This is a genomic window from Oceaniradius stylonematis, assembly GCF_965223445.1.
GTDB classification, from domain to species: domain Bacteria; phylum Pseudomonadota; class Alphaproteobacteria; order Rhizobiales; family Rhizobiaceae; genus Roseitalea; species Roseitalea stylonematis.
The window spans coordinates 1,742,513-1,767,430 of the sequence record NZ_OZ244994.1 but is presented as its reverse complement, the minus strand read 5'-3'; the positions used below and the strand labels follow the sequence as shown (position 1 = coordinate 1,767,430).

Below are 24,918 nucleotides of genomic sequence, written 5' to 3'. Positions count from 1 at the left end.
TCTGGCCCCATTCTACCTGTGATCGGCGCGGCGGAACGCGCCTTGTACGATGCGGTCGATGACCATGGCGACGAACAGGATGGCGAACCCTCCCAGAAGACCGGGCCCCTTGGCGGCGAACTGCAACGCTTCGAGGATCACCTTGCCGAGCCCGCCGCCGCCGATCAGCGATATGATGACCACCATGGACAGGCACATCAGGATTGTCTGGTTCACGCCGGTCATGATCGAAGGAAGGGCGAGCGGCAGTTCCACATCCTTCAGCAACTGCCAGCGCGAAGCGCCGAACGCGGTTGCCGCCTCCTTGATGCTCTCGGGCACGCCGCGCATGCCGAGCGCGGTCAGGCGGATCACCGGCGGCATGCCGAAGATGATCGTTGCCAGAATGCCGGGCGGATTGCCCGTTCCGAAGAATGCGATGATCGGGATCAGATAGACGAAAGCCGGCAATGTCTGCATCAGGTCGAGAACCGGTTCGGCGAACCTGTAGGCGCGCTGGGATTTGCCGAACCAGATGCCCAGCGGAATGCCGATGACGACGCACAGGACCACCGCGGCGCCGACGAGCGCAACCGTCTCCATCGCGATCTCCCAATAGCCCAGCAGCGCGATATAGGCGAGCGCGGCGGCCGTGAAGATCGCCACGCGAGGACCTGCCGCGCGCCAGGCAAAGACGCAGATCACGGCCATGATCACCGGCCAGGGTGTGCCGATCAGGGCAAGGGAGATGGTGTCGAGGATTTGCCGGACGACAAGCACGATGCCGTCGAACGCGCCCGCGCCGCTGCGCGCCGCATCGTCGATCACCGCTTCGAGCCAGCGCGCGGTTGCGCCATAATGGTCCGGATCGGCCGGAAACGCCGTCAGCCAGTCCGGAATGTTCTCTATGGTGAAGCGGTAGACGGTCAGCGGCATGATGACCAGGCCAAGCGCAACTCCGAATACGATGTTGGGCGTGCGGAAGCCCGAGGGTACGGCGCCCGGCGCCACGCGCCAGCGGGAGTACTGCTTCTCATAGACGACGTTCGACCAGATGCCCTGTACAAGACGCAAAACGACAAGCAACGCCAATCCGGACAGCAGGATCATGAACGCGTCGGCGGCCGCCGCTTCGGCCGTCTCGCGGCTCCGCTCGGCGGCCCGCGTGAGATTGCTTGCAAGTGTCTCGAACCGGCTGGGGTCCTCGCCGGCATCGCGCGCTGCCTGCGCCTGGAGGAGAAACTCCTCGGCGCGCGCCGCCTGACGCTCGGCTTGCGCCATGGCGTCGGCGCCCAATTCACCCCAGGTGCCGCGTCCGATCTGCACCCAGGCGATGATCTCCAAAATCAAGAAGGCCCAGAAGAAACCCCACACGCCGCGTGCTGCCGACCAGAACGGGCCGAAAAGGGCGGCGGCCCAGTTGAAGGTCCGCGGTATTCCGGCCGTTGTGTCGTGAATGGTGTGGAACGCGTTTGCGTAATAGTCGGGATTGCGATCCACGAAGTCGGCAATGGAGCGATCCAGCTCGTTGCGATCGACCTCGATATCCTTGACCGACGACGCCTTGGCGGCCGGAGCCTGCACGTCGGTTTGCGATGGTTGAACGTTCATCACCGGCCTCCCTGAATGCCGCGCAGCAATGTGGTCTTGGTGATGATGCCGACATCCTGGCCGGCCTCGGTGACAATCAACGGATGTTCGCTGCCAACGGCGACGTCGATGAGCGAATCCAGGTCCTGGTCGCCTTCGACGCGGATGGCGCCGGCCGATGCTGAGCCATCGGCCAGCGGCTCCATGATCGTGTGTGCCCGCACCAGTTTCAGCCGGGAAATGCCTTGCACGAATTCGCGCACATAGTCGTCGGCCGGTTTGGTGACGATCTCTTCGGGGGTGCCGATCTGGACGATGACGCCGTCCTTCATGATCGCAATTCGGTGGCCTATGCGGATGGCCTCGTCGAGATCGTGGGTGATGAACAGCGTCGACTTGTTGAGGTCGCGCACAAGCGCCTTGAACTGGTCCTGCAATTGCAGCCGGATCAGCGGGTCGAGCGCCGAGAACGGCTCATCCATCAGCAGGATTTCCGGGTCGCTGGCAAGCGCCCGGGCGATACCCACGCGCTGCTGCATGCCTCCGGACAGCTCGCGTGGCAGGCGGTCTTCGTAGCCGGTCAGATCGACCAGTCCGAGCGTGTAGTCGGAAATCGCCCATCGCCTGGACTTGGGAATCTTCCGGATTTCAAGCGGATAGGCGACGTTCTCGCGCACCGAGCGATGTGGCATCAGTGCCATGTGCTGGAAGACCATGCCGATGTGGCGGGCCCGCATCTGGCGCAGTTCGGCATTGCCCATCGCCCCGACATCGGTGCCAAGCACCTTGATGGAACCGGCGCTCGGCTCGATGAGCCGGTTCACGTGCCGAACGAGCGTCGACTTGCCCGAGCCGGACAGCCCCATGATGCAGAAGATCTCGCCGCGGGCGACCGAAAACGAGGCGCTGCGCACGCCGATGACGGTCTGGTACTTCTCCAGAGCCTCGGTCTTGGAGAGGTTGGTTCGTTCGGCATCGGCGATCGTCTCATCGGCACGCTCACCAAAAACTTTCCAGACATTGGACAGTTCGACGACGGTCTCAGCCATATGAACTCGCAGTGGATTGTCAGGGCGTCTGCCCGGTGGGGCGCTGTCGCGGAACGGGCGTTCCGCGACAGTCCGGCGACAAGGTCAGTTCGTCAGCCAGCCGAGCACGATGTCTTCGTTCTCGGCCACCCAGTTCCTGGCGAACTCTTCCACGTCCACATCCTCGACGGACAAGGCATAGCCGGCCTGGCTGAGCACTTCCGGCGGCATCTGGTAGCTGTCGAGCATCGCGGCGACTTCAGGGAAGTCGTCGCGGATGGACGCCGCGTAGTGCAGATGAAGCGTCGCGCCCTTCCATGCGGTCGATGCCGACGACTTCTCCAGCCATTGCGGGTCGTCGGTCGGCTGGATGATGGTCCATGTGTCCGGATCGTGCGGCGGTTCGTCGAGATAGACAAGGTCGTAGGCCACAAAGATGAAGTGCGGCTCGTAGCAAAAGCCCATCCATGGCTCGTCAGCCGCTGCCGCTGCGCCCAGCTCACCCCATGCGACGGTGCCGTCATACTCCTTCAGCTCCATGGTCTGATCGTAGCCATAGGACTTGGCCCGGATCTTCTCGATGACCGTCGATGCCCAGCCCGGCGCACCGATCCACACTTCCGGCGTCCCGTTTCCGTCCTTGTCGAAGATCGCCATCTTGTCGGGATCGGTCAGGTCATTGATCGAGGTGATGCCGTAGGTGTCGGCGGTGTGCTGTGTCACGCACATGCCCTGTACCGCCTGAACCGGGTTCTCGTTCATCACGACGGTCTTGTTTTCGTTGACGAATTTGTTGTGGAGATTGGCCTGGTTGGGCAGCCACACCTCCGGATGCAGGTGCATCGAGCCGGCATCCATGGCTTCGAATATGATCGGGTTTGTGCCGCTTTGCAGCTCCACTTCCAGGCCGAAATTCTCTTCGATGACCACCTTGAGGATGTTGGAGGTCGCGTTGGCTGCCGGCCAGTTCGGCACACCAAGCACCAGATCGGCGGCCTGGGCCGCAGAAACGGAACTCATCGAGACGAGCGCCGTCGCGATCATCAGTCGGGATTTGCTGTTCAGCATGGCAGGTTTTCCTTTCCCAGATGGTCGGATTTTGGGGGCACGGAAGCTGCGCTCGACCCGCGCGCTGCTTCGCTGGATTGGGAGTCGCCGGTTGAGAACGCGACGCATGCATCGACGAGCACCTGGAGCGTGTCGAACAGCATCGCTTTGTTGCGCAAACGGTCGGCAATCAGTGAGAACTCGGTGCAACAGACCATCAGAACATCGGCGCCGCGCTCCACCAGGCGATCGGCTGAGACCTGCAAGGCGCCGATCGCGTCTGGCGTGACGCCGCGCTTCTTGACGCTGCGGATGATGTCAAGACGCGCGTCGGCGTCGTTGCCGTAGATCGGCGTCAGGCCAACCTGCGCGAAAGGACCCTCAAACACACGCGTGGCCTGCAAGGCGGGCGACCCCAGAACGCCAATGCGCGCGCCAGGCGCCGTTTGCTCTAGCGCCTTGCCCGATGCCAGCCGCACCATGTCGAGAAAGGGGATCGAAACCGCCTCGGCGATCACGGGCGCATAGTGATGTGCGGTGTTGCAGGGCATTGCCAGCGCATCGGCGCCGGCGCCCTCGAGATCCTTGGCCATCGCAGCCAACACCGGCCCCGGGGCTTCACCGCCGTCTTCGATCAGTGCCCTGATCCGCGACGGCACCTGCGTGTTGTTGTGCACGATCAGCGGGACATGGTCGCAATCGTCATTGGCGGGCACGGCGTCCAGCATCTTCTGCATGAACAGGATCGTGGCTTCCGGGCCCATGCCGCCCAGAACGCCGATTGTGGCTTTTCGGGATGTCATGCTGCCCCGTCCAACGAGATGTGGGCCAGCGTGTGGGCGATGATACCGGCAATATGCTCGCAATCGTCGAGCGTGAAGGTCAGCGGGATGCGCATGTCGAACAGGCCGGCAAGAACCCGGTCGGTTTGTTTCAGGTCTTGCGGTTCGATGTAGGTCCAGCTGTGATGGTTGGAGGTGAATCCGATCGGGTCGGCATCGCCAAACCATTTCAGTTCGACACCCAGGGCCTTGTTGGCGGCGATGAATTCCCTGGCAGAAGCCTCGTCGACCCAGGGAAGACGGAACTGGATCGAGCTGCCGACATAGGCTTCTGCCTGCGGGCGGTTCGGCAGGACCACACCGGGAATTGCGGAGAGGCGGGTTGCCAGAAGGTCGTACCGCGCGTTCCAGCGGCGGGTGTTCTCGTCAAGCGCGGCCAGTTGCGGCAGCAATATCGCGGCGCGCAGATTGTCCATGCGGCCGGACATGTTCGGCGTTTCAAGCCTGATGGCGTCGAATGCCTCCCTGGGGGGCGCGGCGCCATGGCGCTCATAATGCATGTAGGAGCCCGACAGCATGATCGCGCGGGCCATGAATTCGGCATTGTCCGAGGTCAGCAGCCCGCCTTCACCGGAGTTGAGATGCTTGTAGGTCTGGGTCGAGAAGCACCCCGCCAGGCCGAAGCTGCCGCTGGGCCTGCCGTTCCAGCCGGCGCCCATCGTATGGGCGCAATCCTCGATGAGCACGATGCCGGCATCATCCAAAAGGGGGACGAGCGCGTCCATGTTGCACAGATGACCGCGCATGTTGGACAGCAGCAGAACCCTGGCGCCGGTCGATGCGATCTTGCGCCGCAGGTCTTCAAGATCGATGACAAGGTCTTCGGTAATGTCGACCAGAACGGGCCGGGCTGCGACGCCGGCGATCGCACCGGGCACCGGGGCCAGCGTGAATGCGTTGGTCAAAACCCGGTCTCCGGGCCCGACGCCAGCGGCCCGCAAAGCCAGCGACATCGCATAGCCGCCCGACGCGCAGGCGAGGCAGTATCTGGCGCCCTGATAGTCCGCAAAGGCACGCTCGAGACGCGAAACGGAACTCTGTTCGCCTTCCGCGACATTGTACCGGTGAAGGCGACCGCCGCGCATCACGTCGATGGCGGCCGCCACCGCCGCTTCTGGCAGAGCCTCTTGCTGCGTAAAACTGCCGCGGAAGGGGTCCAACACCGTGCCTCCGCTCACTCGGCCGCCTGCATGACCGGCTTTTCGTAGCCGAATGCGTCGGTATAGCCGAACAGCGCGACCGCGCCGCCGGTGTGGAGGAAGACGATGTTCTGATCGTCGGCAAATTCGCCCTTGGCGACGAGGTCGATGAGGCCGGCCGCGCCCTTGCCGGAGTAGACCGGGTCCAGCAGGATCCCTTCCAGCCGCGCGAACATCTCTATGGCCTGCAGGCATTCGGGCGTCGGAATCCCATATCCTTGGCCGACATAGTCAGTGTTGGCGACAATGTCTTCGCGCGCGACCACGCCCGGACAGCCCAGCTTTTCGGCCGTTGCGACGGCCAGTTTGTAGACGTTTTCCTCCTGCTTCGGCTTCGGCGCCCGGACGCCGATGCCGAGAAGCGGAATGTTGGCGTTGATCGCCTTCAGCCCGACGATCAACCCGGCCTGGGTGCCTGCGCTGCCCGTTGCATGGACGATCCTGTCGATCTTCAAGCCCATGGAATTGGCCTGCTGGACCAGTTCCATGGCCGCATTGGAATAGCCCAAAGCGCCCGTCGCGTTCGACCCGCCCCCCGGGATCGTATAAACATTGCGCCCGCTCGCGCGGAATCCGTCGGCGACCGCCGCCATCTCCGCGTTCATGTCGAGGCCGCCGGGCCGCTTCTCGGCCGTTGCCCCGTGCAGAAAATTCAGGAAGACGTTGCCATTGTTGTTGTAGTTCGGGTCCTTGGAGCCGGTCCGATCCTCCAGCAGGATGTGACAATCCATGCCCAGGCGCGCCGCAAACGCGGCGGTCTGGCGCGCGTGGTTGGATTGCGTGGCGCCTTGGGTAATCACCAGATCGGCACCCTGAGCCTGCGCTTCCGCCATCAGGAATTCGAGTTTTCGCGTCTTGTTGCCGCCGGTCGACATGCCGGTGCAATCGTCGCGCTTGATCCAGATACGTGGACCGCCAAGCGTCTCGGAGAGCCGATCCATGGGCTCAAGTGCGGTCGGCAAGTGTGCCAGATGCACCCGCGGAAAACGCGAAAAATGCATGAATGACATCTCCTATTTGGACTTTCGAAGGATGTTGACACGGTGTTTCCAGACATTCAAATGCATTTTTGAAGCCATAACATGCAAGAAATGCATATTGGAGTGAGTCAGCATGAGGATTGACTGGATCGACGACATCATTGCGCTGCTCGATACGGGATCGGTCGTGGAAGCGGCAGCGATGCGCAATGTTTCGCAATCGGCGTTTTCGCGACGAATCCAGACACTTGAGATATTGCTGGATGTCACACTGATCGACCGCCGGTCGAAGCCGAACCGGCCTGCGACCGCCTTGCGCAATCACGAGGAGCAATTGCGGCAGGCGGCGCGCCAGCAGCGCAGTCTGATCAAGAAGATCCAGACGGAGAGCCAGTCGGGTTCACGCCTGGTGGTTGTCGCCTGCCAGCACGCCATCACCGCCTCGCTCGGCCCACAGATCGTCAAGCTGATTTCCGGCCTCGGCAAGGCACATGTGCGTCTGCGGTCGGCCAACCTTGACGAATGCGAGGCCTTGCTGCTCACCGGCCAGGCCGATTTCTCGATTACCTACAGTCTCGACTCTGACAATTCCGACCACCGCGCCGCAATGACGATGGAGGCCTTCATCGCAAACGAAAGGCTCATCCCGGTTTACGGGACGCAGAGCGTCAAAGAGATGCTGTGGCGTTTTCACACCGGCAGTCTGGACGTGATCGCCTATCCCGCCGACGTGTTTCTGGGCATTGTCGTTGAACGCCAAATCTTCCCGCGCCTCGAACGTCAGTGCCGGCTCAACATCGTCGCGGAGACGGCGCTGACATTGGCCGCCATGCAGATGGCATCCGCCGGCGTCGGCGTCGCCTGGGTTCCGGAGGCTCTCGCGCAGGCCGATCTTCGAGACGAACGGCTGAGCGATCTCAGCGGCCAGCTCGGCGGCCTGGAGATGCAGATCGTCGCGCGCAAGCGCGCCGAGGACGCGCCGGACTTGCACGCCCGCATCTGGAACGCGCTTTCGCGCGCCGGCGCCGTCGTGCCGTAGACCGGGGAGACTTGCGGCGGCCTCGGTGCGTCGGAGCCCGGTGCCATCGCAATTCCCGCCAAAATCCGCTGTCCATCGGGTCGGCCAGCCGGAGGCCCAAATCCATGCCGGGGGTCGGCTGCCTTTCTGAGTCACCAAGGGGCGACCCAGGCCAGCAAGGACATGTCGCTCCAAGCGTTGGGGGATTACACAGCCGTTCGGCACGTCATGGTCGCAGCATAGACCAGCCTTTCATGAGACCGGTTCAGCCGCACGATGAAGTGCTCTAATCGCCATAGCGTCTCGGAGATGTCGAGATGGCCCGGCTCGCCGTACGAACGCCGCGTGCCAGCGCCGTCGCAACATCATCGCCATTGGCCAGCGCCGCGAGAAAAGCGGCATTGAACGTGTCGCCCGCGCCGACCGTATCGATGACTTCGACCTCGGGGGCTGTTGCTTCGCGGATCGCGCCGCGATGGTGCGCACGGGCGCCATCGGGGCCGCGCTTGAGGACGAGAAGGTGGTCGGCGCCGGCGCGTGCGACAATTTCTTCCGCGGCAGCTTCAACGCTTTGAGCATCGGCCAGTTGAACGACTTCGTCCTCGTTCAAGAGGCTGGCATCGGCCGTCGCGAGCCATTGCCGCATCATGGACCGGACGGCTTGGCTCCACCCGTCCGGCGGCCATCCGGGGTCGATGGCAACCCGCCATCCCAGCGCCTTCAGCTTGCCGATCAAGCCGGCCGTGTTCTGCATCAGGTCCGGCATCAGGAAGCCGCCGGAGATGATCGCCCAGGCACGCGAATGCGGTGCTTTGGTCAGCCGGCGCATGACAAAGCGCGTGTCCGCGCGCATCAGATGTCCGGGCGTTGTGAAGAAGGCCCGATCGGCGTCGGCGTGGACTATGCCGACGGTCACCGTCGTCGCGCCCGGGCTGACAATCCAGTCGCAGGTTTCCTCGTCGAATGCGTCACGCAGCCACGCGCCGAAAACGTCATCGCCGGTGGCCGCGATCAAGCGGTGGCCGATTCCCATGCCGCCGAGGGCGAGGGCCGTGTTGCCGGCGGAACCGCCGGCCCGCATCTCGCTGCGATCAACGACGATCTCCGTTCCGAAGTCCGGCCAGTCGTCGATCTTGCCGAGAACGAGATCGAAGTTGACGTTGCCGATCACCAGGATGGACGCCTTCATCGCGCACGAACGCCGCTGACGGCCATCGCTCAGTCGCCGGCCCGAGCGACCAGGGGGACATAATCCTCAAGGTCGCCGGCCGGGAAATGCACGGTTTGTCCAAGTTCCGCGGACCGGTAAAGGCCGATCAGGATCTCGACGACTGCAAGGCCGTCCTCGAATGTCTCGTCCGGCCGTTCGCCCTTGCGGAAACGCTCGACCATATGGCGATTTTCATCGGTGTAGCCGTAGATGCCGGCCTCGTCTTCCAGCACCGGCATCAGGCCCTGCTCGGCATTCTGCTTTTCGACCAGGTCCTCACCCTCCGCGCCGGTGACCGCGCGCGACATGAAGACCTTGAGACCGGTCGAAAGAGAGTTGAACTCCATGGAGTATTCCGGACCCAGGAGTTCGAGCTGGATGCGCAGACCGGCACCGACATAGGCCCAGGACGTTGTCGCCTCGATCATCAGTTCCAGGCCATCCTCGTCTTCAAGCAGGATGGTGGCGCGCGCGAAGTCCTCCGCAGGCCGGTTGCGGTAATCGACCGCGTCGCCATAGCGTTCGCGTAGCTGGTCGGCATAGGCCGGCCGCGTCCATTTGAGGTTGGCGACCGTGCCATTGACCCATTTGACGGTCAGCGACTTGCGCGGCGCATCGGGCTTGGTGAGCAGGTGACGGGCGACCTCGACGGAATGGCACATCATGTCCGACAGCACGCCGCCGCCCTGTTTGTCGCCCCTCCAGAACCAGGCTTCATGCGGACCGGCATGCTCTTCGGCGGCGCGCGCGAGATATGGGCGCCCGGTGGACGAGGCGGCCCGGCGCCAGACGATTTCCTTGCCGCGCAGCACCGCCGTCGAGAACACCTGGTTTTCCAGATAGCCGTGGTTGAGGCCGGCGTCCTCGGCAAGCCGCAGCATCTCGCGCGCGTCGGCAATGGTGCGAGCGAGCGGCTTTTCGCAGGCGACGGCAAAGACCTTGCTCCGCGCCGACGTCACTTCGGCGTGGATTGTCCGCATGATGTCCAGGCGCGTGTTGTTGGGCGTCAAAATCCACACGGCGTCGATATCATCGGCTTGCAGCATCTTCTCGAGCGAGCCATGCGCGGTGCAGGTGCCCAGCTCCAGTTCCGTCACCAGATCGACGATGCGCTGGCGGTTTTCCGCCTTGCGGCTGTAGACACCGGTGACTTCGACGTTGCGGACGCCAACCATCGAACGCAGATGAAACTGGGCAATGAAGCCGGTGCCAATCAGACCGATGCGCAGCTTCGATTTCGGCAGGTTGGTCATTGGTGTCTCCCTTGGTGTTGTGTTGTCAGGCTTTTTGGCGGTGCCGTGGTTCCGCGGACCTTGAGTTGGGTGGCGACGACCACCGGTTCATCGGGCACGGCAGCGCCAGACAGCCGGGACAAGAGGATCGTCATCGCCTGGCGACCGATATCGGCGCGCGGCTGGCTGACGGTTGTGAGGGGCGGTTGGAACGCGGCGCTCAGGAACAGGTCGTCGAAGCCGACCACGGACACATCATCCGGCACCGAAACACCCTGCCGGTTCAATTCACCGATGACACCGAACGCCATCTCGTCATTTGCGCAGAAGATCGCGGTCGGCAGCACGGGCAATGCGAGCAGGGCGCGACAGCATTGCACACCTGATTCGAGCAGGTAATCGCCCCGCTGCTCGAACCCCTCGCGGATGGCCAGCCCGGCCAGCTTCATGGCAGTGCGGTAGCCTTCCATGCGTCTTTGGCTCATCGGTTCCGGCAAAGGGCCGGTGATGTGCGCGATATTCTGGTGGCCCAGTTCGATCAGATGATTGACCGCAGAAAGCGCGGCCGCATGGTTGTCGATGACCACATGCGGATATCCCGAACCCTCGACCATTTCGAGCGCCACGACCACCGGCTCGTCGCCTGTCGCGCGTGTGTCGTTGGGCGCGGGCAGCTTGCCTGTCATCAGGATCATCCCGTCGGCGTGGCCATCGCCAAGCATGGCGAAATACTCGGTCTCGCGCACCGGATCGTCCTCGGTATTGCCCATAAGCACCGCGTAACCGGCCTCTCGCGCCGCCGCCTCGACCCCCTTGAAGACCTCGAGATAAAACGGGTTGCCCGCATCGCGGACGACCAGAAGTATCGCCATCGATCTTTGCGTGCGCAGATTTCGGGCACTGACATTGGGGCGGTAGTCGAGGGCGGCGGCGGTTTCTCGAATTCGCGACAGCGTCGGCTCGGCGACAAGCCCGGTTCCGGCCAGCGCACGCGACACCGTGGCCGGCGAGACGCCGACCATGTCGGCGATGTCCTTGATCTTCGGACGCCCAGCCAACTGTCAGCCCCGCATGGCCCGGCCGCGGCCGTAGAACAGCATCAGCACCAGGAGCGTCGCACCGAAGACGATCTGTCGGCCGGCTTCGTCGATGTTGATCGTCGTCAGGATGGACTGCAGGATCACCAACAGAACGGCGCCGGCCATGGTTCCCGTGTAGCCGCCCTTGCCGCCCGACAGTGGCGTGCCGCCGAAGACCACGGCGATGATGGACGGCAGCATGTACTGCTCGCCGACATTGGCAAAGGACTGGCCCGAATAGCCGAGCAGGCAGATGCCGGCGATCGCCGCGAACATGCCCGACAAGATGAACAGGGACACGCGCATCAGGCGTACCGGCACCCCGGCCATCGCGGCCGCGTGCTCGTTGGAGCCGATGGCATAGATGCGGTGACCGAACACGGTCCGTCGCAGCAGAAAGGCCATGAACGCGCCGATGCCGATCCAGAGCCAGATGATGCCCGGCAGCCCCAGAAGAAAGGGCTGGGAGACAAAACCCGACAGGGCCGGCGCCGCATTGCCCGAGGGTATGCCCTGGCGGACGACGACCAAAAGTCCTTGCAGGACGCCAAGCATGCCCAGCGTCATCACCAGCGGCGGAATGCGCAGCAGTGTCACGCCGACGCCGTTAATGAGGCCGAACAGCCCGCCGATGGCGACACAGGCGAGTATCGCCGGCACGATGCCGGCATCGGCCCCGTTCATGATGTTGCCGGCGACGATCGCGCTGAGCGACACGACACCGCCGACCGACAGGTCGATGCCCTCGCGGCCACCAAGAATGACCAGGTTCTGCCCCGCAGCGACGATGCCGAGCAGGGCTGCAACGATGAGCAGACGGAGGATCTGTTCGCCCGACGCAAAGCCCGGCGACAGAAGTTCGCCGGCGACCAGCAGGGCGGCAATCAGCGCGAGCGCGACGATGATGGGCTGCCGCACGAGGCGCTCGGCGGAGAGAGCGGCGGTTCGTCCAATGCCGGGTTCGGCGGCGCTCATTGGCCGGCCCTCCGCGAGACGAGGATACCCACCGTCAAAGCGACCAGTATGGCCAGGCCCTGCACAAGGTTCTGCCATTCCGAGGGCGTGCCGACGAAGAAGACCAGCGAGTTGACCAGGCCGATGATCAGCGCACCGATCACCGATCCGGCAACCGAGCCGACACCGCCGGACAATGCCGTCCCGCCCAGCACGACGGCCGCGACGCTGTTCAGTGTCATCGCACCGCCGACCAGAGGGTCGCCGCTGGCCGTATCGCCGGTGATGCACAGTGCGGCCAGCGCCGCGAACACGCCGCACAGCGCATAGCCGCGAATGCGCGTCATGGTGACAGGCAAACCCGACTGGTAGGCCGATTGCTGGTTGTCGCCGACCGCCAGCAGCTGGGTGATGAGCCGCGTGCGTGCGATCACATAGAGGATCACCGCCACAGCGACCGCCAGGTAGATGACGAACGGCACATCGAAGAGCCGGCCGCCGTAGGTGCGCCAATAGACGCTCGGCGCAGGGATGCCGGAGACCGGCATGATGTAGAGCGCGATGCCGGTAAAGATGATCGACGTGGCAAAGGTCGCAACGATCGGCTGCAGGCGCAGACCGGCGACGATGATGCCATTGAAGATGCCGCAGGCGAGGCCGATGCCGATGCCCGCGAAGCAGGCCACCAGAACCGAAAGCGCCGAGCCGCCCATGAGCTGCATCAGAACGATGATGGACACGTTGACCAGCGACAATATCGCGCCGACCGACAGATCGATGTCGGCGGCATAGACGACGTAGGTCTGCGCCACCGCCAGCAGCATCAAGGCCAGATAGGTGCTGACCAGTCCGGTCAGGGCGCCGAACGACAGGCTGTTGGGCTCGAACAGGCCGTTGAGCACCAAGAGCGCGATCAGGATGACAAACGCCGGCAGGAACGGAAAGCGCTCGAAAATGCGGCCGATCCCGGTGTGGGCGCCAGCGCCCGGTTGTGCAACGAGACCACTCATCAAGCGGCCTCGTAGGCGGCATGGTAAAGGTTGTACCGCGTCCGGTCCGCGCCGGTCAGTTCGCGTGCGATCGCGCCTCCGCTGAACACCAGGATGCGGTCGGCATTGGTGAGCAATTCACTGTCCTCGGACGAATAAAGGATGATCGCCATGCCCTTTTCGGCGAGTTCGCGGATCAGCGCGAACAGTTCCGTCTTGGTCGCCAGATCGATGCCCTTTGTCGGATCGTCAAGCAGCAGCACCTGGGGCGGATCGGTCAACCAGCGCGCGATGACGATCTTCTGCTGGTTGCCTCCAGACAGAGAACTGATCGGGTGGGAAAGCGTCGCATACTTCGTCCGCAGCGCCTGTAACGCGGGCAGCACGGCCGCTCGCAAGCGACCGGGAAAAGCAAACGTCAGCCGGTTCCTGAGGAAATGCACCGGCGTGACATTTTCAAGGATCGGCCGGTCCGTGATGACGCCGTCATGCCCGCGGTCGCCCGAGATATAGGCCATGCCCTGGCGGATGGCCGCGCGCGGCGCGGTGGCCGTGTAGGGTGTGCCGTTCAGCGTGATCGTTCCCGCTTGCCGGCGGCTCGCGCCGAACAGGGCGCGCAAGACCGAAGACTGGCCCTGGCCGTGCAATCCGCCGAAGCCAACGATCTCGCCGGCTGCAACCGAAAAGCTGATTTCGGAAAACCCCGGGCCGGAGATATTCTGGACCGACAGGATTGTCTTGCCGGTCCGGCGGGTTCCTTCATCGTCGGCATTGCCCGTCGCGATGAGGGCCTCCTGACCGCCGACCATCGCGCGGATCACCATGTCATGGTCGGCATCGGAAAGCGCCATCGTCGTCACGGTCTCACCGTCGCGCATGATTGTCACCCGGTCGCCGATGGCGAAGATCTCGTCCATCCGGTGGGAGATGAAGATGATCGATCGCCCTTCGCCGCGCAGCTTGCGCAGCACATCGAAGAAGCGCTCGACCTGGGCGCTGTCAAGCGCCGAGGTGGGCTCATCGAAGATCAGGACCGGCGCCTCGGTTGCCAGCGTCTTCATGATCTCGACCAGCTGTCGCTGATCGGCGCGCAATTTGACGACGGGCGTGTCCGCGGCAAAGCCATCGCCCAGTACGTCGGCAAATGGCGCCATGTATCGCTCTGCGGCCGCTGTGACTGCCGCATGGTCGACAAAGACACCGGCATTGGCCGGCAATCGCGCCAGAGAGATATTCTCGGCAACGGTCCGATGCGCTGCCAGGCTCAACTCCTGATAGAAGATACCGATGCCCAGCTCGCGCGCCATTTGCGGTCCTGTGACGGTCACGGGCCGGCCATCGATAATCACCTCGCCGGCGTCGGGCCGCACGCTTCCGGCAATGATCTTGCACAGGGTGCTCTTGCCGGAACCGTTGGAGCCGATAAGCACGTGCACTTCGCCGCTCTCCAGCACCATGTCGCCGCGTTTGAGGGCAATGGTTGCGCCATAGGCCTTGCGCGCACCGCGAACCTGCAGTTTGGCCATTGTGTTGATCTCCCAGTGCACCGCCCGTCTGCGGGCCAGCACGAATGCGCCGGCCCCGACGTCTTTGCGCTTACTGGAACAGCGCTTCGGCTTCCTCGATGCTCAAGGAACTCGAATAGGAAAAGTGGCCCGGCTGCCCGTCAAGTGCCGAGGCGGCCTCAGCGACATTGTTGCCATCGATGAACGGGATCGGCAGATAGAGCGCGTTGCCGTACACGCCATCGTCGGCCGGCTCCTTCAGTTCGCGCCCCTGCAGCATGAAGACCGCAACATTGAGCGCGCTGGCCATCACGCCGGGCGGGTTGACCGAAGCGCCCGACGTAAAGTCGTTTTCGACCCACAGATCGATGAAGTCCTTGCGGATTTCACCCGTGGCGGCGATTTCATCGACGCGATCGGCGTCCATGATCGACCGCCAGGCGCCGGCGGCCATGCCGTCCTGCACCCAGACGCCGTCAATATCGGGATAAGTGGCGAGAAGGTTCTGCATCGCCTGCTGACCCTGCGCCTGATCCCAGTTGGCGTTGACCTCATTGACGATCTCGATGCCGTCATATTCGCCGAAAACCTCCGTGTAGCCTTCAACGCGCATCTGGTTGGCCGGATGGCCGGCGACGCCGTTGATGGCGACCACCGTACCCTCACCGCCCAGCGTCTCGGCCAGCCATCGGGCGCTCGCCTCGGCCCAGCCCTTCTGATCGATGCCGACATAGATGGCGTCCTGGGAGGACACTTCGGCGTCGGTCGAGATCACCAGGATCCCGGCACTGGCGGCCTGCGCGAAGACCGGATCGAAAGCGGTCGGGCTGTTGGGGTTGATGATGATGGCATCGACGCCCTGACTGATGAAGTTGCGCACATGCGCGATCTGGCCGGGCACATCGACGTTCGAGCTTTGGACGACCACCTCGACATCGACGCCGCGCTCACCCCACGCCGCGGCGGCGGCCTGCGCTTCCTCGATCATCTGGGTGCGCCATTCCGAACCGACCCAGCCATTGGTCAGGCCGATGGTAAAGTCGTCCGCAAGCGTGGCCCCGGTGGCTGCTGCCAGAACCGAGACCGTTGCGAGCGCCTTCTTCATGAAATGTGACATCACTTTCCTCCCTTGGTGACGGATTTGGGAAGTTAAACTGAGAATGAAATCGATTTCAACGAGATTCTGCACTTTGTCGGATTGCATTGTCCCGGTCCGAACGACTTGAGCTGCGCTGATATGGTTTGCGACGGTCGACATTGGCCGTTCCGGCGGTCGGGCAGATCGCTGTCTCGCACAATCCCTGCCCTTCGGACATGACGTCCCGGTCGCCGTCACCGGTACCTTCCAGCAAGTCCGCGACCCGTTGCCGATGGACCCCGAGGCCGTTTGCGGCCCGGTTCAGCCGATCGTCTCCTTCAGGACCCGCAACCAGTTGCCGTGACAAACCGCTTCGATCTGTGCCGCATTCAGGCCGCCGGCTTCCATCCGACGGACCAATGAGGGCAGGGCGCTGCAGTCGGCCAAATCGCGGGCGACAGGGCCGCCGTCGAAATCAGAGCCCAACGCTGCGGCCTCGATGCCGGCGACATTGATGACGTGGCGGATGTGGTCGACGAACGACGACAGGTCGGTATCCGGATCGGCCCGCCCGTCGCGGCGGATGAAATCGGTGTTCAACACGATGCCGACCAGTCCGCCGGAGTGGGCGATGGTTCGCAGTTGATCATCGGTGTGGTTTCGAGACGCGGGGCAGATGGCATGCACGCCCGCATGGCTGGATACGAACGGAGTTTCCGCAACGGACGCCACATCGGCAACACCAGCCGCATTCATGTGGGCGACATCGACGAGGATACCCATCTGCTGGCATATCTCGATCAGTTCGAACCCGGCGGCGGTAAGGCCGGGTCCCGTGTCCGGATCGCAAGGGTAACGGAACGGCACGCCGTGACCGAACCTGTTCGGCCGTGACCAGACTGGCCCGATGGAGCGGACGCCCAGATCGTAGAGCTCCGGCAATTGCGCCCGGGGATCGTCGATCATTTCCAGCCCCTCGACATGGAGCACGCAGGCCACCGCGCCATCGGACATGGCCTGCCCGATCTGGCCGGTGGATGAGCAAATGCGGAGCGCATCGGGCCGCGCCGCACTCATACGGCGGACGATCGCAATCTGCTCATGACAGATGGCAGAAGCATGTGTCAGGCCGATCGGCTCGATATCGTCCATGGAAAGGGGCATGGCCGAGGCATCGGTCGATGCGAGGGTCTGCTCGAACTCCGGGCTGTCGGCAAACACCGCAAAAAGGCCGCCTGAAAAGCCGCCGATGCGTGCCCGTTCCAGATCGATATGGCCTTGCCCATCGCTTGTCAGAAACGCCGCGCCATCCCGGTCCCCGGTTTCCCATAACCGATACAGCAGATCATTGTGGCCGTCGAAAACGCGCATGGCGCATCGTCATATCCCGGGGCCTACATCGCTTCCTTCGCCGTTTGCCGAAATGAACTTCGCAAACGCTCCATTAAGGTGCCGCTCGCGTCCCGTTAGGCTTCGGTTCCGCAGAACACCGCCGGGCCACCCGTCCCGGTGCGAGCGAAAAGGAGACACATGATGAAAACGCTAACCGGAATGGGCGCCGCCGCGCTGGTCGCCCTTGGCCTGTCGGCCTCGGGCGCAGCCGCGGAAAAGATACTCGTCGCCACCGAGGCGTCCTACCCGCCCTTCAGCCAGACCGAGGCCGATGGCTCCTATTCGGGCTTCGAGATCGATCTGGGCAACGAGGTGTGCGCGCGCATCGAAGCCGAGTGCGAATGGGTCAAGCAAGATTTCGACGGCGCCATCGCAGCGCTGCTCGCCGACAAGTTCCGGATGATCTTCTCGGCCATGTCGATCACCGACGAGCGCAAGAAGGTCGCCGATTTCTCGCTGGCCTATTTCAACGTCAAGGACGCATTCGTCGCGCGCAAGGGCGAGGTGACCACCTTCCCCGACGATCTGGCGGGCAAGACGATCGGCGGCTATGAGGCGTCGGCCGGCGTTCGCGCATTCATGGCCGATAACTATCCCGATATCGAGTTCCGAGGCTATCAGCGTTTCGATCAGATCGCCGCGGACATGCAGGCGGGGCGGATCGTCGGCGCGCTGGAGGCCGAAACGCCGATCCGGGAGTTTCTCGGCAAGCCAGAGGGCGCCGATTTCGAGATCGTACACAGCGGCTTTTGCATCACATGCAGCGGCGCGGGCGCGATGTTCCGCAAGGGCGATGACGAATTGCGCGAGCGGGTGAACACCGCCCTGCGCGAAATCTATGCCGACGGCACGTTCGACACGATTGCCGCCAGATGGTTCCCGGAAGGCATGAACCTGCGCGCCGACATGCTCTGGGACCAATAGTCTCGGAGCATCGAAACGGGCGGGGCTGCGGCCCCGCTCCGCCTTTTTCCCAATCCACAGGACGGCCATGTATCTGCATCAGTGGTATCAATCGCTTTACGACGCGATTCCCGACATCGAACGCGAGGCGGCGGATTTCGCCCAAGCCGAGGGCCTTGACCGGTTCGCCGGCGCGGTCGGAACCTACCAGGGGTCGTCCGGCTGTCCGGCCCGGCTTCCCGACTATGTCATGGACGCGATCGCCGAGGCCAACCGGGTCGATGTGCTGCCGGCGGTGCAGATCGCAGACGAGATGCGGGTGTTGGTCAAGGACGTTTATGGCGACGAGTACGATGTGTGCGTGACCAACACCGCCGAGGCGTCGCTGCGCGTCGCCTTCGAGACGCTTGTTGCGCCACCTTCCATGCGCAAGGGTGACCAGTACCGCGCCCGCTCGCTGCAGATCTACGGTGAAGACGCCGAATGGGGCGGCGGCTATGGCCGGGCGTTTCCGCCCAAATACCGGCACTTCGCCATGGACAGGACCGTCGCCGGCGGCGAACTCGGCATTGACGGCAAGAGCCTTACCAATCTCGATACGCTGTTCGTCCGGGCGCCGGGCGTCAAATACGAGATCCATGGCGTGCGCCAGAACACGGTGGCCCTGATGACGGGTCTTGATGTCGACGGCACGATGGCCGCGATGGAGCGTACGGCGAGCCGCCACAGCGCCTATGTTTCGGCGGTGCATGCGGTTGGCTACGACACGCCCGGATGGGGTTTCGGCCAGACGGGCGAGGGGGCTCCCGAACTGATGAAGCGGCTGGGCGGCCTGGCGCGCGACTGGGACGTGCCCTACATCGTCGATTGCGCGACATGCCTGCCGGTCGTCGGCATCGACCCGCGCGCCATCGACGCAGACATCATGATCTATTCGATGGACAAGGCCGGCCGGTCACCCATTGGCGGGCTGATGATCGGCAAGGCCGAACCGATGAATGTGATCCGCAAGTCGATGGGATGGATCGGCCCGCGCAGCGGCGGCACCTCGTCCTATGGCAAGGGCGTCTTTTCGATGCACGATCCGGGGCGCGATTCGCTGGTTGGCATGCTCGCCTTCCTGCGCATGATGGTGAACGAGCCGACGCGCGTAACCGATCCGGTGGACGGCATGCACCGCATCTTGATGGAAGAACTCGACGGGTTTCCCGCGCATTTCCGAGACGATCTGATCGTCACGCCGAGCTATCACATGGGCGGGATCGAACTGAATTACGCCAACACATGGAAGGGCGGCGACAAGGGACTGCCGCTCTACAATCTGGAGGATCTGGTGGCCGGAACCAATGCGATCGATGCGGCGTGCATGGCGATGGGGCAGGCCGGCACCACCATCTATGGCGGCAATGTGCTGATCGGGCCGGGCCTCGGCATGATCGACGGTGACGGCCGGCTGCGCGAGGACGCGACCCGCGCCACGTTCCGCGGGCTCGTCAAGGCCTTCGAGATCGTGGCCCGCCACGCGGGAGTTGCGTGATGACGGTGACATCGGTCTTTTCTCTCGACGAGATCGTCGCGGCGCTGCCCGATGTGGACGTTGTGTCCGAGGTGGAAGCGGGCTTTGCGGCCTTTTCGCGCGGCGAGGTGACGGTTCCGCCGGTCGGCGAGCTGTTGTTTCCCGACGTGCATGGCGAGATGCACATCAAATATGGCGCGGTGCGCGGCGACGATGTGTTCGTCATCAAGGTCGCGACCGGCTTCTTCGGCAATCCCGCGCTGGGACTGCCGCCCTTTGGCGGCTGCATGCTTGTGCTGAGCCAGAAGACCGGCATGGTCGAGGCCGTGCTTCTGGAGGAGGGGGAACTGACCAACCACCGGACGGCGGCCGCCGGCGCAGTCGCAGCCAAGCATCTGGCTCCGAAAAATGTCGGTTGCATCGGCATCATCGGAAGCGGCGTTCAGGCAAGGTTGCAGGCCGATTATCTGCGGCGGGTCGCTCCATGCCGCAGGCTGATGATCTGGGGACGGCGCGACGCCTCCCGCAGCGCGGCTGCGCGGGACATCGCTGCGATGGGCTATGCGGTGGAGGAGGCTGGCTCTCCGGACGACGTTGCCAGACACTGCCGGCTGATCGTCACGACGACACCGGCCGAGACGCCGTTGCTGTCGGCCGACATGATCGCGCCGGGCACACACATCACCGCGATGGGTTCGGACACGCCGGACAAGAACGAACTGTCGCCCGATCTTCTCGGCCGCGCCGATCTTGTCGTCGCCGACAGCATCGCCCAGTGCCAGGAACGGGGCGAAATCTTTCATGCACTTGGTGCCGGTGCGATCGGCGAGGACGATGTGATCGAACTTGGAACCATCATCGATGGCGGCCATGCGGGCCGGGTCGGCGACGATGCGATCACGGTCAGCGACCTGACCGGTGTCGCGGTGCAGGACATTGCGATCGCCAAGGCGGTTCTCGCGCGGCTGGCGCGGTCGTTGGAGGCGGCGCAGTGAAGATCGACACGTTTCTGCTCGAACGCAGCCAGACGCTCTACGAAAACGAGGTCGAGATCAATCTGACCGAAAGCGGCGTCCATCACGCGACCATGGCCGATCTGGTGCCGCCGGACGAGATGGACGCCATCCGCGACCTGCCGCTGGGCTATGGCTACACGGACGGGACGCCGGCGCTGCGGCAGGCCGTGGCCGACTGGTATCCGGCGTCGTCGGCGGAAAACGTTCTCATCGCCAACGGCACCAGCGAGGCCAACATGCTGGCGCTGATGAGCCTCGCCGACCCGGGCGATCACATGGTCATGCTGACGCCCAACTTCATGCAGCTGGACGGACTTGCGCGGGCGCTCGGGGTCGAGGTCACGCGCGTTCCGCTGCGGCCGGAAAACGGTTGGCAACCGGACATGGACGATGTTCGCGCGGCGATAGGGCCGGCGACAAAGCTGGTTACGCTGTGCGACCCCAACAATCCCACCGGCGTGCTGATGCGCGGCGAGACGCGCCGCGCCCTGGCCGCGTTGACCGAAGAGGCAGGCGTGTGGCTTCTGGTCGATGAAATCTACCGTGGTTCGGAGATCGACGGTCGACCGCCCGCCACCGCATGGGGCCTTGGCCGCAAGGTGATCGCCACCGGAGGTCTTGCCAAATCGTTCGGGCTGCCGGGCCTCCGCATGGGATGGTGCATCGCGCCGCCCGATCTGGTCACGCGCATGCATGAACGGCAGGACTACACGACCATCGGGACAGGACCGCTGGCCCAGGAACTGTCGCGGCGGGCGCTGACCAATCCGGTGCGCGACCGGTTGCTGGCGCGCGGCCGCCAAATCCTGTCGGCTGGACGCGGCCGGGTCGAAGATTGGTTGCGCGGACGCAACGGCTGGTCATTGGTGCAACCTGAAGCCAGCGGCATGGCGTTCGTGGCGTACGATCTCGACATGGACTCCGAACGGTTCGTGCACGAACTGCGGGACCGGACCGGTGTCTTCGTGTGCGCCGGCGACTGGTTCGGCATTCCCCGGCACATCAGGATCGGGTTCGGCGTCGACCGGTCCGATTTGGACATGGGGCTGGAGCGCATCGACGCGTTCGCCAAATCCCATGCCGGGTGAACCGGTTGTCGAGGCCGCCGGGCTGAACGTCCGGATCGGGGATTTTCCGGTCCTGACCGACATCGATCTGACGATCCGCAAGGGCGAGAAGATCGTGCTGATCGGCCCGTCCGGTTCGGGCAAGACCAGCCTGTTGCGCGTTTGCGCAGGGCTGCTTTCGGATCGAAGCGGGCGGTTCGAGCTGTTCGGATCGGTACCGGCCACGCCCGGGCAGTGGAGCAAGGCGCGCCGGCGCATGGCGATGATCTTTCAAAGCTTCAATCTCTATTCGATGCGCACGGCGTTGGACAACATCACCTTCGCGGCTCGTGAATTGCGTCTGGGTAGCGAAGCAGAACTGAACGAACGCGGCAGGGACCTTCTCGAACTGGTGGGTTGCCATGGATTGGCGGACAGATACCCGTTCGAAATGTCGGGCGGCCAACAGCAAAGGATCGCCATCGCACGGGCACTGATCGGCGATCCGGAATTGCTGCTGCTCGACGAGCCGACGGCGTCGCTCGACCCCGAGACCATCGCCGGCATTCTCGATCTCTTGACGCAAGTGGCCGAAGGCCGGTTCAGCGGACGCCCGATGACGGTTCTGTGCGCCACCCACGAGATGGGCTTCGCCCGGCGTATCGCCGACCGCGTGCTCTTCATGGAAAAAGGATATGTGGTCGCATCGGGAACCAGCCGGCAGATGTTCGGCGGCGGTGTCAGCGACCGGTTCCTGGAGTTTGTGGGAGCGATGGCCCATCAACGGCCGTAAGCCCGGGGGCGGTCTTTCCGGCGCGCGGCCGGGCCCTTTCCGCCTTGCGCCGGAGTTCCGGCGACAAGCGGACCTCCAGCAAGGCCATGAAACTGCTAAGCGCCAGGATCAGAACCAGGAAGATCGCGCCGGCGATGAGCAGCGGCGTGATCGGGTCGTAGGTCCGATAGTAGACACCGCTTGCTCTGGCCATCAATTCCTGGATTGTCACCAGGCTGGCGATGGAAGTCGCCTTGACCACGAAGATCATCTCGTTGCCGTAGTTGCGCAGACCCAATCGGATCGCGTTGGGTGCGATGATCCCCTTGATGACGGTCCATCGCGACAGCCCGGCGACATGGGCCGCTTCGATCTCACCCCGGGGGACGGCACGCACTGCCCCGACGATGACTTCCGTCAGATAGCCGGCGGAATTGAGCGACAGGGCCAGGATCGCGCAGAAAACGGGATGTTGGAACGCATGCCACAGAAACGTGTCGCGCACGATCGGCAGTTCGGGCACGCCATAGTAGATCAGGAACAACAGAACGAGCAGCGGCGCACCGCGAAAAACGAAGACGAACGTCAGGCCGAACCCGTTCGCCGCCCGGTTCCGCGAAAGCCGGCAGGGCACGATCATCAAGGCGATGATCATCCCGAAGAACAGAACCGACACGGTCAGCAAAAGCGTCCAGGCGAGACCCTCGGCGAAGCCCGGCAGCGTGGAGAGAAGCGTCTCGAAGTCCATGATCATGGCGACCAACTCCCCTGTTTGGGCAAATGGCGCATCAGGTTGCGTTCGAGCCGGATCTGCCCCCAGAGCGAGACGGCGGACACAAGCAGATATGCGATCAGCGCAGCGGTGAAGAACGCGAAATAGTGTTTGGTGTTCTGCCCGGCGGTGTTGGCCTGCCCGATCAGATCGGCAAGACCGATCGCGGAGACGAGCGGGGTGTTCTTGATCATCACCATCCACAGGTTGGACAGGCCGGGAAAGGCGTATCGCAGGGCGACGGGAAAAACGATCCTGTGGAATGTCACGAACGGTGTCATGCCGAGCGAGCGGGCTGCTTCACGCAGTCCGGTCGGCACGGATATGATCGCGCCGCGAAACACCTCGGCCGTATAGGCGCCATGCACGAGCGCCAGCGCCACGACGCCGGCCGTGAAAGCATCCAGCGATACGCGCAGGTCGATGCCGATCAGCGCGAACGTCGAACGGATCATCAGCGCGGCGCCGTAGTAGGTCAGAAACAGGATGAGAAGCTCGGGCACGCTGCGAAAGATCGTGCCGTATGCCGCTGAAACCGGCCGCAGGATGCGCGATTTCGACAATAGCGCCAAGGCCGCAAAAAGCCCGATGACCGTGCCGATCACATAGGCGGCAATGGCCAGCGTCATCGTCAGGGCAAAGCCCCAGAGCAGTTCGTCGCCCCAGCCGTTGGCGCCGATCGAAAACAGTGTCCAGTTCATCGCGCCGGCCAGCCCTTGGTGATGGTCTCGCAGACATAACCGATCACAGTGTTGCCCTCCATATCGGCATCGCATCGTCCTGTTGCGGCGATGCAGGCAAAAATGCCAGTGCATTGCGCGGTCAGATCGACCGGCGCGGAAAGATCGTCGGGATGAAGTCGGGCGACCGTCTGGCCCCTGGTCACCGCATCGCCGAGTTGCGCCACCGGCTCGATCACGCCGACCGCAGCGCAGGTCACCGTGTGCCGTTCGCCGCTCATTTCGAGCAGCGGGCCCGGCGATGGCGGCGGCGCGCCCCCCTCCATCAGGCCGATCGCGCCCAGAAGTCGGATGACGCCATCGCGTGTCGCCGCCATCGATGCCGCGCTGACGCGGCCGCCGCCGCCAAGTTCGGTTGAAACGGCATGGGCGCCAAAACTCTTTGCGTGATGCTCCAGCGTGCCGGTGTGCGGCATGGAATGATCCGATCCATCGAACACCAGCGAGAAGGGCGCTCCGAACGCATGCAGATAGGGCCGCATGGTCAGGTCATCGTCCGATCCGATGGCCGCCTGGACATTGCCGCTGACAACGAACTCGTGGCTGACCCCGCCCGAATGCAGGTCGATCACCCAATCGGCACGGGGCAATATGGCATCAGTCACAAAGTCCGAGATGAGCTTGGCGCGGCCGGTGGCCGATCCCCTTCCGTAGACGCGGTTGATGTCCTGTCCGGCATCCGCCGGGTCGGTGCGGCGTCCGGCGAGACATGCCCCCGGATTGTGGCGGGGCAGGCAGATGAGGGTGCCGCTTATGTCCAGCGCGTCGAGACGGCGCACCATCTGTGCAACGACGATCTGGCCTTCATATTCGTCGCCGTGCGTGCCGCCGACCAGAAGAACGGTCGGCCCCTCGCCCTGGCGCTTGACGCTGATGGGCAGATCGCCGGGGCCGATCCCGTGCCGGACGCCCTGCGCACCGGTGATGTCGGATATCTGCATCGGCGAATTTGCAGCCATGGCCGAACCCTATCAGCGGGTGCGACCGCCTTGACCCGGGATGGTGCGGATTGTACTTCGATTTTGTCGAAG

The 24,918-nt window shown here is 63.8% G+C and carries 23 protein-coding genes; 6 read left to right on the top strand and 17 right to left on the bottom strand.

From position 1 onward, the window contains the following. Positions 1–12: 12 nt before the first annotated feature. The 6 genes from ACOQOU_RS08665 to ACOQOU_RS08640 all read right to left on the bottom strand — a co-directional run bounded on the left by ACOQOU_RS08665 (position 13) and on the right by ACOQOU_RS08640 (position 6,686). Positions 13–1,590, bottom strand: coding sequence for an ABC transporter permease (locus ACOQOU_RS08665; protein ID WP_306025440.1), 1,578 nt, complete (start codon positions 1,588–1,590; stop codon positions 13–15). After that, positions 1,590–2,618, bottom strand: coding sequence for a quaternary amine ABC transporter ATP-binding protein (locus ACOQOU_RS08660; protein ID WP_109765687.1), 1,029 nt, complete (start codon positions 2,616–2,618; stop codon positions 1,590–1,592). The genes ACOQOU_RS08665 and ACOQOU_RS08660 overlap by 1 nt, the downstream gene beginning before the upstream one ends. An 84-nt stretch (positions 2,619–2,702) precedes the next feature. Continuing rightward, positions 2,703–3,665, bottom strand: coding sequence for a glycine betaine ABC transporter substrate-binding protein (locus ACOQOU_RS08655; protein WP_109765686.1), 963 nt, complete (start codon positions 3,663–3,665; stop codon positions 2,703–2,705). After that, positions 3,659–4,447: an aspartate/glutamate racemase family protein gene (locus ACOQOU_RS08650; protein ID WP_109765685.1), complete on the bottom strand. Its 789-nt coding sequence runs from the start codon at positions 4,445–4,447 to the stop codon at positions 3,659–3,661. Before ACOQOU_RS08650 ends, ACOQOU_RS08655 begins: the two co-directional genes overlap by 7 nt. Further along, a complete protein-coding gene (locus ACOQOU_RS08645; RefSeq protein WP_306025441.1) occupies positions 4,444–5,649 on the bottom strand; it encodes a DegT/DnrJ/EryC1/StrS family aminotransferase in 1,206 nt (401 codons plus the stop codon). Before ACOQOU_RS08645 ends, ACOQOU_RS08650 begins: the two co-directional genes overlap by 4 nt. 11 nt (positions 5,650–5,660) lie before the next feature. Then, entirely contained in the window at positions 5,661–6,686 is a 1,026-nt protein-coding gene (locus tag ACOQOU_RS08640; protein ID WP_306025442.1) for a D-cysteine desulfhydrase, read from the bottom strand. Between the two features lie 112 nt (positions 6,687–6,798). Here ACOQOU_RS08640 and ACOQOU_RS08635 point away from each other — a divergent pair, with 112 nt between their 5' ends. Next, positions 6,799–7,704 (top strand): LysR substrate-binding domain-containing protein, encoded by a 906-nt coding sequence (locus ACOQOU_RS08635; RefSeq protein WP_109765683.1) that lies wholly within the window; start codon positions 6,799–6,801, stop codon positions 7,702–7,704. Positions 7,705–7,969: 265 nt separating this feature from the next. On the opposite strand, the gene ACOQOU_RS08630 is transcribed toward ACOQOU_RS08635, so the two are convergent. From ACOQOU_RS08630 to ACOQOU_RS08595, 8 genes are all read right to left on the bottom strand, one after another. Continuing rightward, positions 7,970–8,872 carry a carbohydrate kinase family protein gene (locus ACOQOU_RS08630; protein WP_306025443.1) on the bottom strand — a complete coding sequence of 301 codons (903 nt, stop codon included), beginning with the start codon at positions 8,870–8,872 and terminating at the stop codon, positions 7,970–7,972. A 29-nt stretch (positions 8,873–8,901) separates the two neighbouring features. Next, the gene (locus ACOQOU_RS08625; protein ID WP_306025444.1) at positions 8,902–10,146 is read right to left on the bottom strand and encodes a Gfo/Idh/MocA family protein; all 1,245 of its coding nucleotides are present in this window, start codon (positions 10,144–10,146) and stop codon (positions 8,902–8,904) included. After that, positions 10,143–11,183 (bottom strand): LacI family DNA-binding transcriptional regulator, encoded by a 1,041-nt coding sequence (locus ACOQOU_RS08620; protein WP_306025445.1) that lies wholly within the window; start codon positions 11,181–11,183, stop codon positions 10,143–10,145. Before ACOQOU_RS08620 ends, ACOQOU_RS08625 begins: the two co-directional genes overlap by 4 nt. 3 nt (positions 11,184–11,186) lie before the next feature. Beyond that, positions 11,187–12,179, bottom strand: a complete 993-nt coding sequence (locus ACOQOU_RS08615) for an ABC transporter permease (RefSeq protein ID WP_306025446.1) — start codon at positions 12,177–12,179, stop codon at positions 11,187–11,189. After that, positions 12,176–13,168: an ABC transporter permease gene (locus ACOQOU_RS08610; RefSeq protein ID WP_109765678.1), complete on the bottom strand. Its 993-nt coding sequence runs from the start codon at positions 13,166–13,168 to the stop codon at positions 12,176–12,178. Before ACOQOU_RS08610 ends, ACOQOU_RS08615 begins: the two co-directional genes overlap by 4 nt. Continuing rightward, positions 13,168–14,673 carry a sugar ABC transporter ATP-binding protein gene (locus tag ACOQOU_RS08605; protein WP_306025447.1) on the bottom strand — a complete coding sequence of 502 codons (1,506 nt, stop codon included), beginning with the start codon at positions 14,671–14,673 and terminating at the stop codon, positions 13,168–13,170. The genes ACOQOU_RS08610 and ACOQOU_RS08605 overlap by 1 nt, the downstream gene beginning before the upstream one ends. 70 nt (positions 14,674–14,743) lie before the next feature. Continuing rightward, the gene (locus ACOQOU_RS08600) at positions 14,744–15,757 is read right to left on the bottom strand and encodes an ABC transporter substrate-binding protein (RefSeq protein WP_306025524.1); all 1,014 of its coding nucleotides are present in this window, start codon (positions 15,755–15,757) and stop codon (positions 14,744–14,746) included. 294 nt (positions 15,758–16,051) lie between these two features. Next, positions 16,052–17,101 (bottom strand): dipeptidase, encoded by a 1,050-nt coding sequence (locus ACOQOU_RS08595; protein ID WP_109765676.1) that lies wholly within the window; start codon positions 17,099–17,101, stop codon positions 16,052–16,054. Positions 17,102–17,260: 159 nt separating this feature from the next. On the opposite strand from ACOQOU_RS08595, the gene ACOQOU_RS08590 reads away from it, so the two are divergent. From ACOQOU_RS08590 to ACOQOU_RS08570, 5 genes are all read left to right on the top strand, one after another. Continuing rightward, positions 17,261–18,046: a transporter substrate-binding domain-containing protein gene (locus ACOQOU_RS08590; protein ID WP_420578875.1), complete on the top strand. Its 786-nt coding sequence runs from the start codon at positions 17,261–17,263 to the stop codon at positions 18,044–18,046. A 67-nt stretch (positions 18,047–18,113) separates the two neighbouring features. Beyond that, entirely contained in the window at positions 18,114–19,562 is a 1,449-nt protein-coding gene (locus ACOQOU_RS08585) for a hypothetical protein (protein ID WP_306025449.1), read from the top strand. Further along, entirely contained in the window at positions 19,562–20,536 is a 975-nt protein-coding gene (locus ACOQOU_RS08580; RefSeq protein WP_306025450.1) for an ornithine cyclodeaminase family protein, read from the top strand. Before ACOQOU_RS08585 ends, ACOQOU_RS08580 begins: the two co-directional genes overlap by 1 nt. Continuing rightward, entirely contained in the window at positions 20,533–21,645 is a 1,113-nt protein-coding gene (locus ACOQOU_RS08575; protein ID WP_306025451.1) for an aminotransferase class I/II-fold pyridoxal phosphate-dependent enzyme, read from the top strand. Before ACOQOU_RS08580 ends, ACOQOU_RS08575 begins: the two co-directional genes overlap by 4 nt. After that, entirely contained in the window at positions 21,635–22,396 is a 762-nt protein-coding gene (locus ACOQOU_RS08570) for an amino acid ABC transporter ATP-binding protein (RefSeq protein WP_109765672.1), read from the top strand. Before ACOQOU_RS08575 ends, ACOQOU_RS08570 begins: the two co-directional genes overlap by 11 nt. Here the strand turns inward: ACOQOU_RS08570 and ACOQOU_RS08565 are convergent. From ACOQOU_RS08565 to ACOQOU_RS08555, 3 genes are read right to left on the bottom strand one after another with little or no spacing between them, the layout of a single operon-like run. Beyond that, entirely contained in the window at positions 22,344–23,129 is a 786-nt protein-coding gene (locus ACOQOU_RS08565; protein WP_306025452.1) for an ABC transporter permease, read from the bottom strand. The genes ACOQOU_RS08570 and ACOQOU_RS08565 overlap by 53 nt on opposite strands. Further along, positions 23,126–23,848, bottom strand: a complete 723-nt coding sequence (locus ACOQOU_RS08560; RefSeq protein ID WP_306025453.1) for an ABC transporter permease — start codon at positions 23,846–23,848, stop codon at positions 23,126–23,128. Before ACOQOU_RS08560 ends, ACOQOU_RS08565 begins: the two co-directional genes overlap by 4 nt. Next, positions 23,845–24,846, bottom strand: a complete 1,002-nt coding sequence (locus ACOQOU_RS08555) for a succinylglutamate desuccinylase/aspartoacylase family protein (RefSeq protein WP_306025454.1) — start codon at positions 24,844–24,846, stop codon at positions 23,845–23,847. Before ACOQOU_RS08555 ends, ACOQOU_RS08560 begins: the two co-directional genes overlap by 4 nt. Positions 24,847–24,918: the final 72 nt, after the last annotated feature.

Coding starts and splice junctions, on each gene's coding strand:
- ACOQOU_RS08595 (WP_109765676.1), bottom strand. CDS start 17,101: ATGCGCGTTTTCGACGGCCACAATGATCTGCTGTATCGGTTATGGGAA.
- ACOQOU_RS08580 (WP_306025450.1), top strand. CDS start 19,562: ATGACGGTGACATCGGTCTTTTCTCTCGACGAGATCGTCGCGGCGCTG.
- ACOQOU_RS08630 (WP_306025443.1), bottom strand. CDS start 8,872: ATGAAGGCGTCCATCCTGGTGATCGGCAACGTCAACTTCGATCTCGTT.
- ACOQOU_RS08585 (WP_306025449.1), top strand. CDS start 18,114: ATGTATCTGCATCAGTGGTATCAATCGCTTTACGACGCGATTCCCGAC.
- ACOQOU_RS08665 (WP_306025440.1), bottom strand. CDS start 1,590: ATGAACGTTCAACCATCGCAAACCGACGTGCAGGCTCCGGCCGCCAAG.
- ACOQOU_RS08610 (WP_109765678.1), bottom strand. CDS start 13,168: ATGAGTGGTCTCGTTGCACAACCGGGCGCTGGCGCCCACACCGGGATC.
- ACOQOU_RS08570 (WP_109765672.1), top strand. CDS start 21,635: ATGCCGGGTGAACCGGTTGTCGAGGCCGCCGGGCTGAACGTCCGGATC.
- ACOQOU_RS08625 (WP_306025444.1), bottom strand. CDS start 10,146: ATGACCAACCTGCCGAAATCGAAGCTGCGCATCGGTCTGATTGGCACC.
- ACOQOU_RS08655 (WP_109765686.1), bottom strand. CDS start 3,665: ATGCTGAACAGCAAATCCCGACTGATGATCGCGACGGCGCTCGTCTCG.
- ACOQOU_RS08590 (WP_420578875.1), top strand. CDS start 17,261: ATGATGAAAACGCTAACCGGAATGGGCGCCGCCGCGCTGGTCGCCCTT.
- ACOQOU_RS08635 (WP_109765683.1), top strand. CDS start 6,799: ATGAGGATTGACTGGATCGACGACATCATTGCGCTGCTCGATACGGGA.
- ACOQOU_RS08555 (WP_306025454.1), bottom strand. CDS start 24,846: ATGGCTGCAAATTCGCCGATGCAGATATCCGACATCACCGGTGCGCAG.
- ACOQOU_RS08640 (WP_306025442.1), bottom strand. CDS start 6,686: ATGCATTTTTCGCGTTTTCCGCGGGTGCATCTGGCACACTTGCCGACC.
- ACOQOU_RS08615 (WP_306025446.1), bottom strand. CDS start 12,179: ATGAGCGCCGCCGAACCCGGCATTGGACGAACCGCCGCTCTCTCCGCC.
- ACOQOU_RS08600 (WP_306025524.1), bottom strand. CDS start 15,757: ATGAAGAAGGCGCTCGCAACGGTCTCGGTTCTGGCAGCAGCCACCGGG.
- ACOQOU_RS08660 (WP_109765687.1), bottom strand. CDS start 2,618: ATGGCTGAGACCGTCGTCGAACTGTCCAATGTCTGGAAAGTTTTTGGT.
- ACOQOU_RS08560 (WP_306025453.1), bottom strand. CDS start 23,848: ATGAACTGGACACTGTTTTCGATCGGCGCCAACGGCTGGGGCGACGAA.
- ACOQOU_RS08650 (WP_109765685.1), bottom strand. CDS start 4,447: ATGACATCCCGAAAAGCCACAATCGGCGTTCTGGGCGGCATGGGCCCG.
- ACOQOU_RS08565 (WP_306025452.1), bottom strand. CDS start 23,129: ATGATCATGGACTTCGAGACGCTTCTCTCCACGCTGCCGGGCTTCGCC.
- ACOQOU_RS08605 (WP_306025447.1), bottom strand. CDS start 14,673: ATGGCCAAACTGCAGGTTCGCGGTGCGCGCAAGGCCTATGGCGCAACC.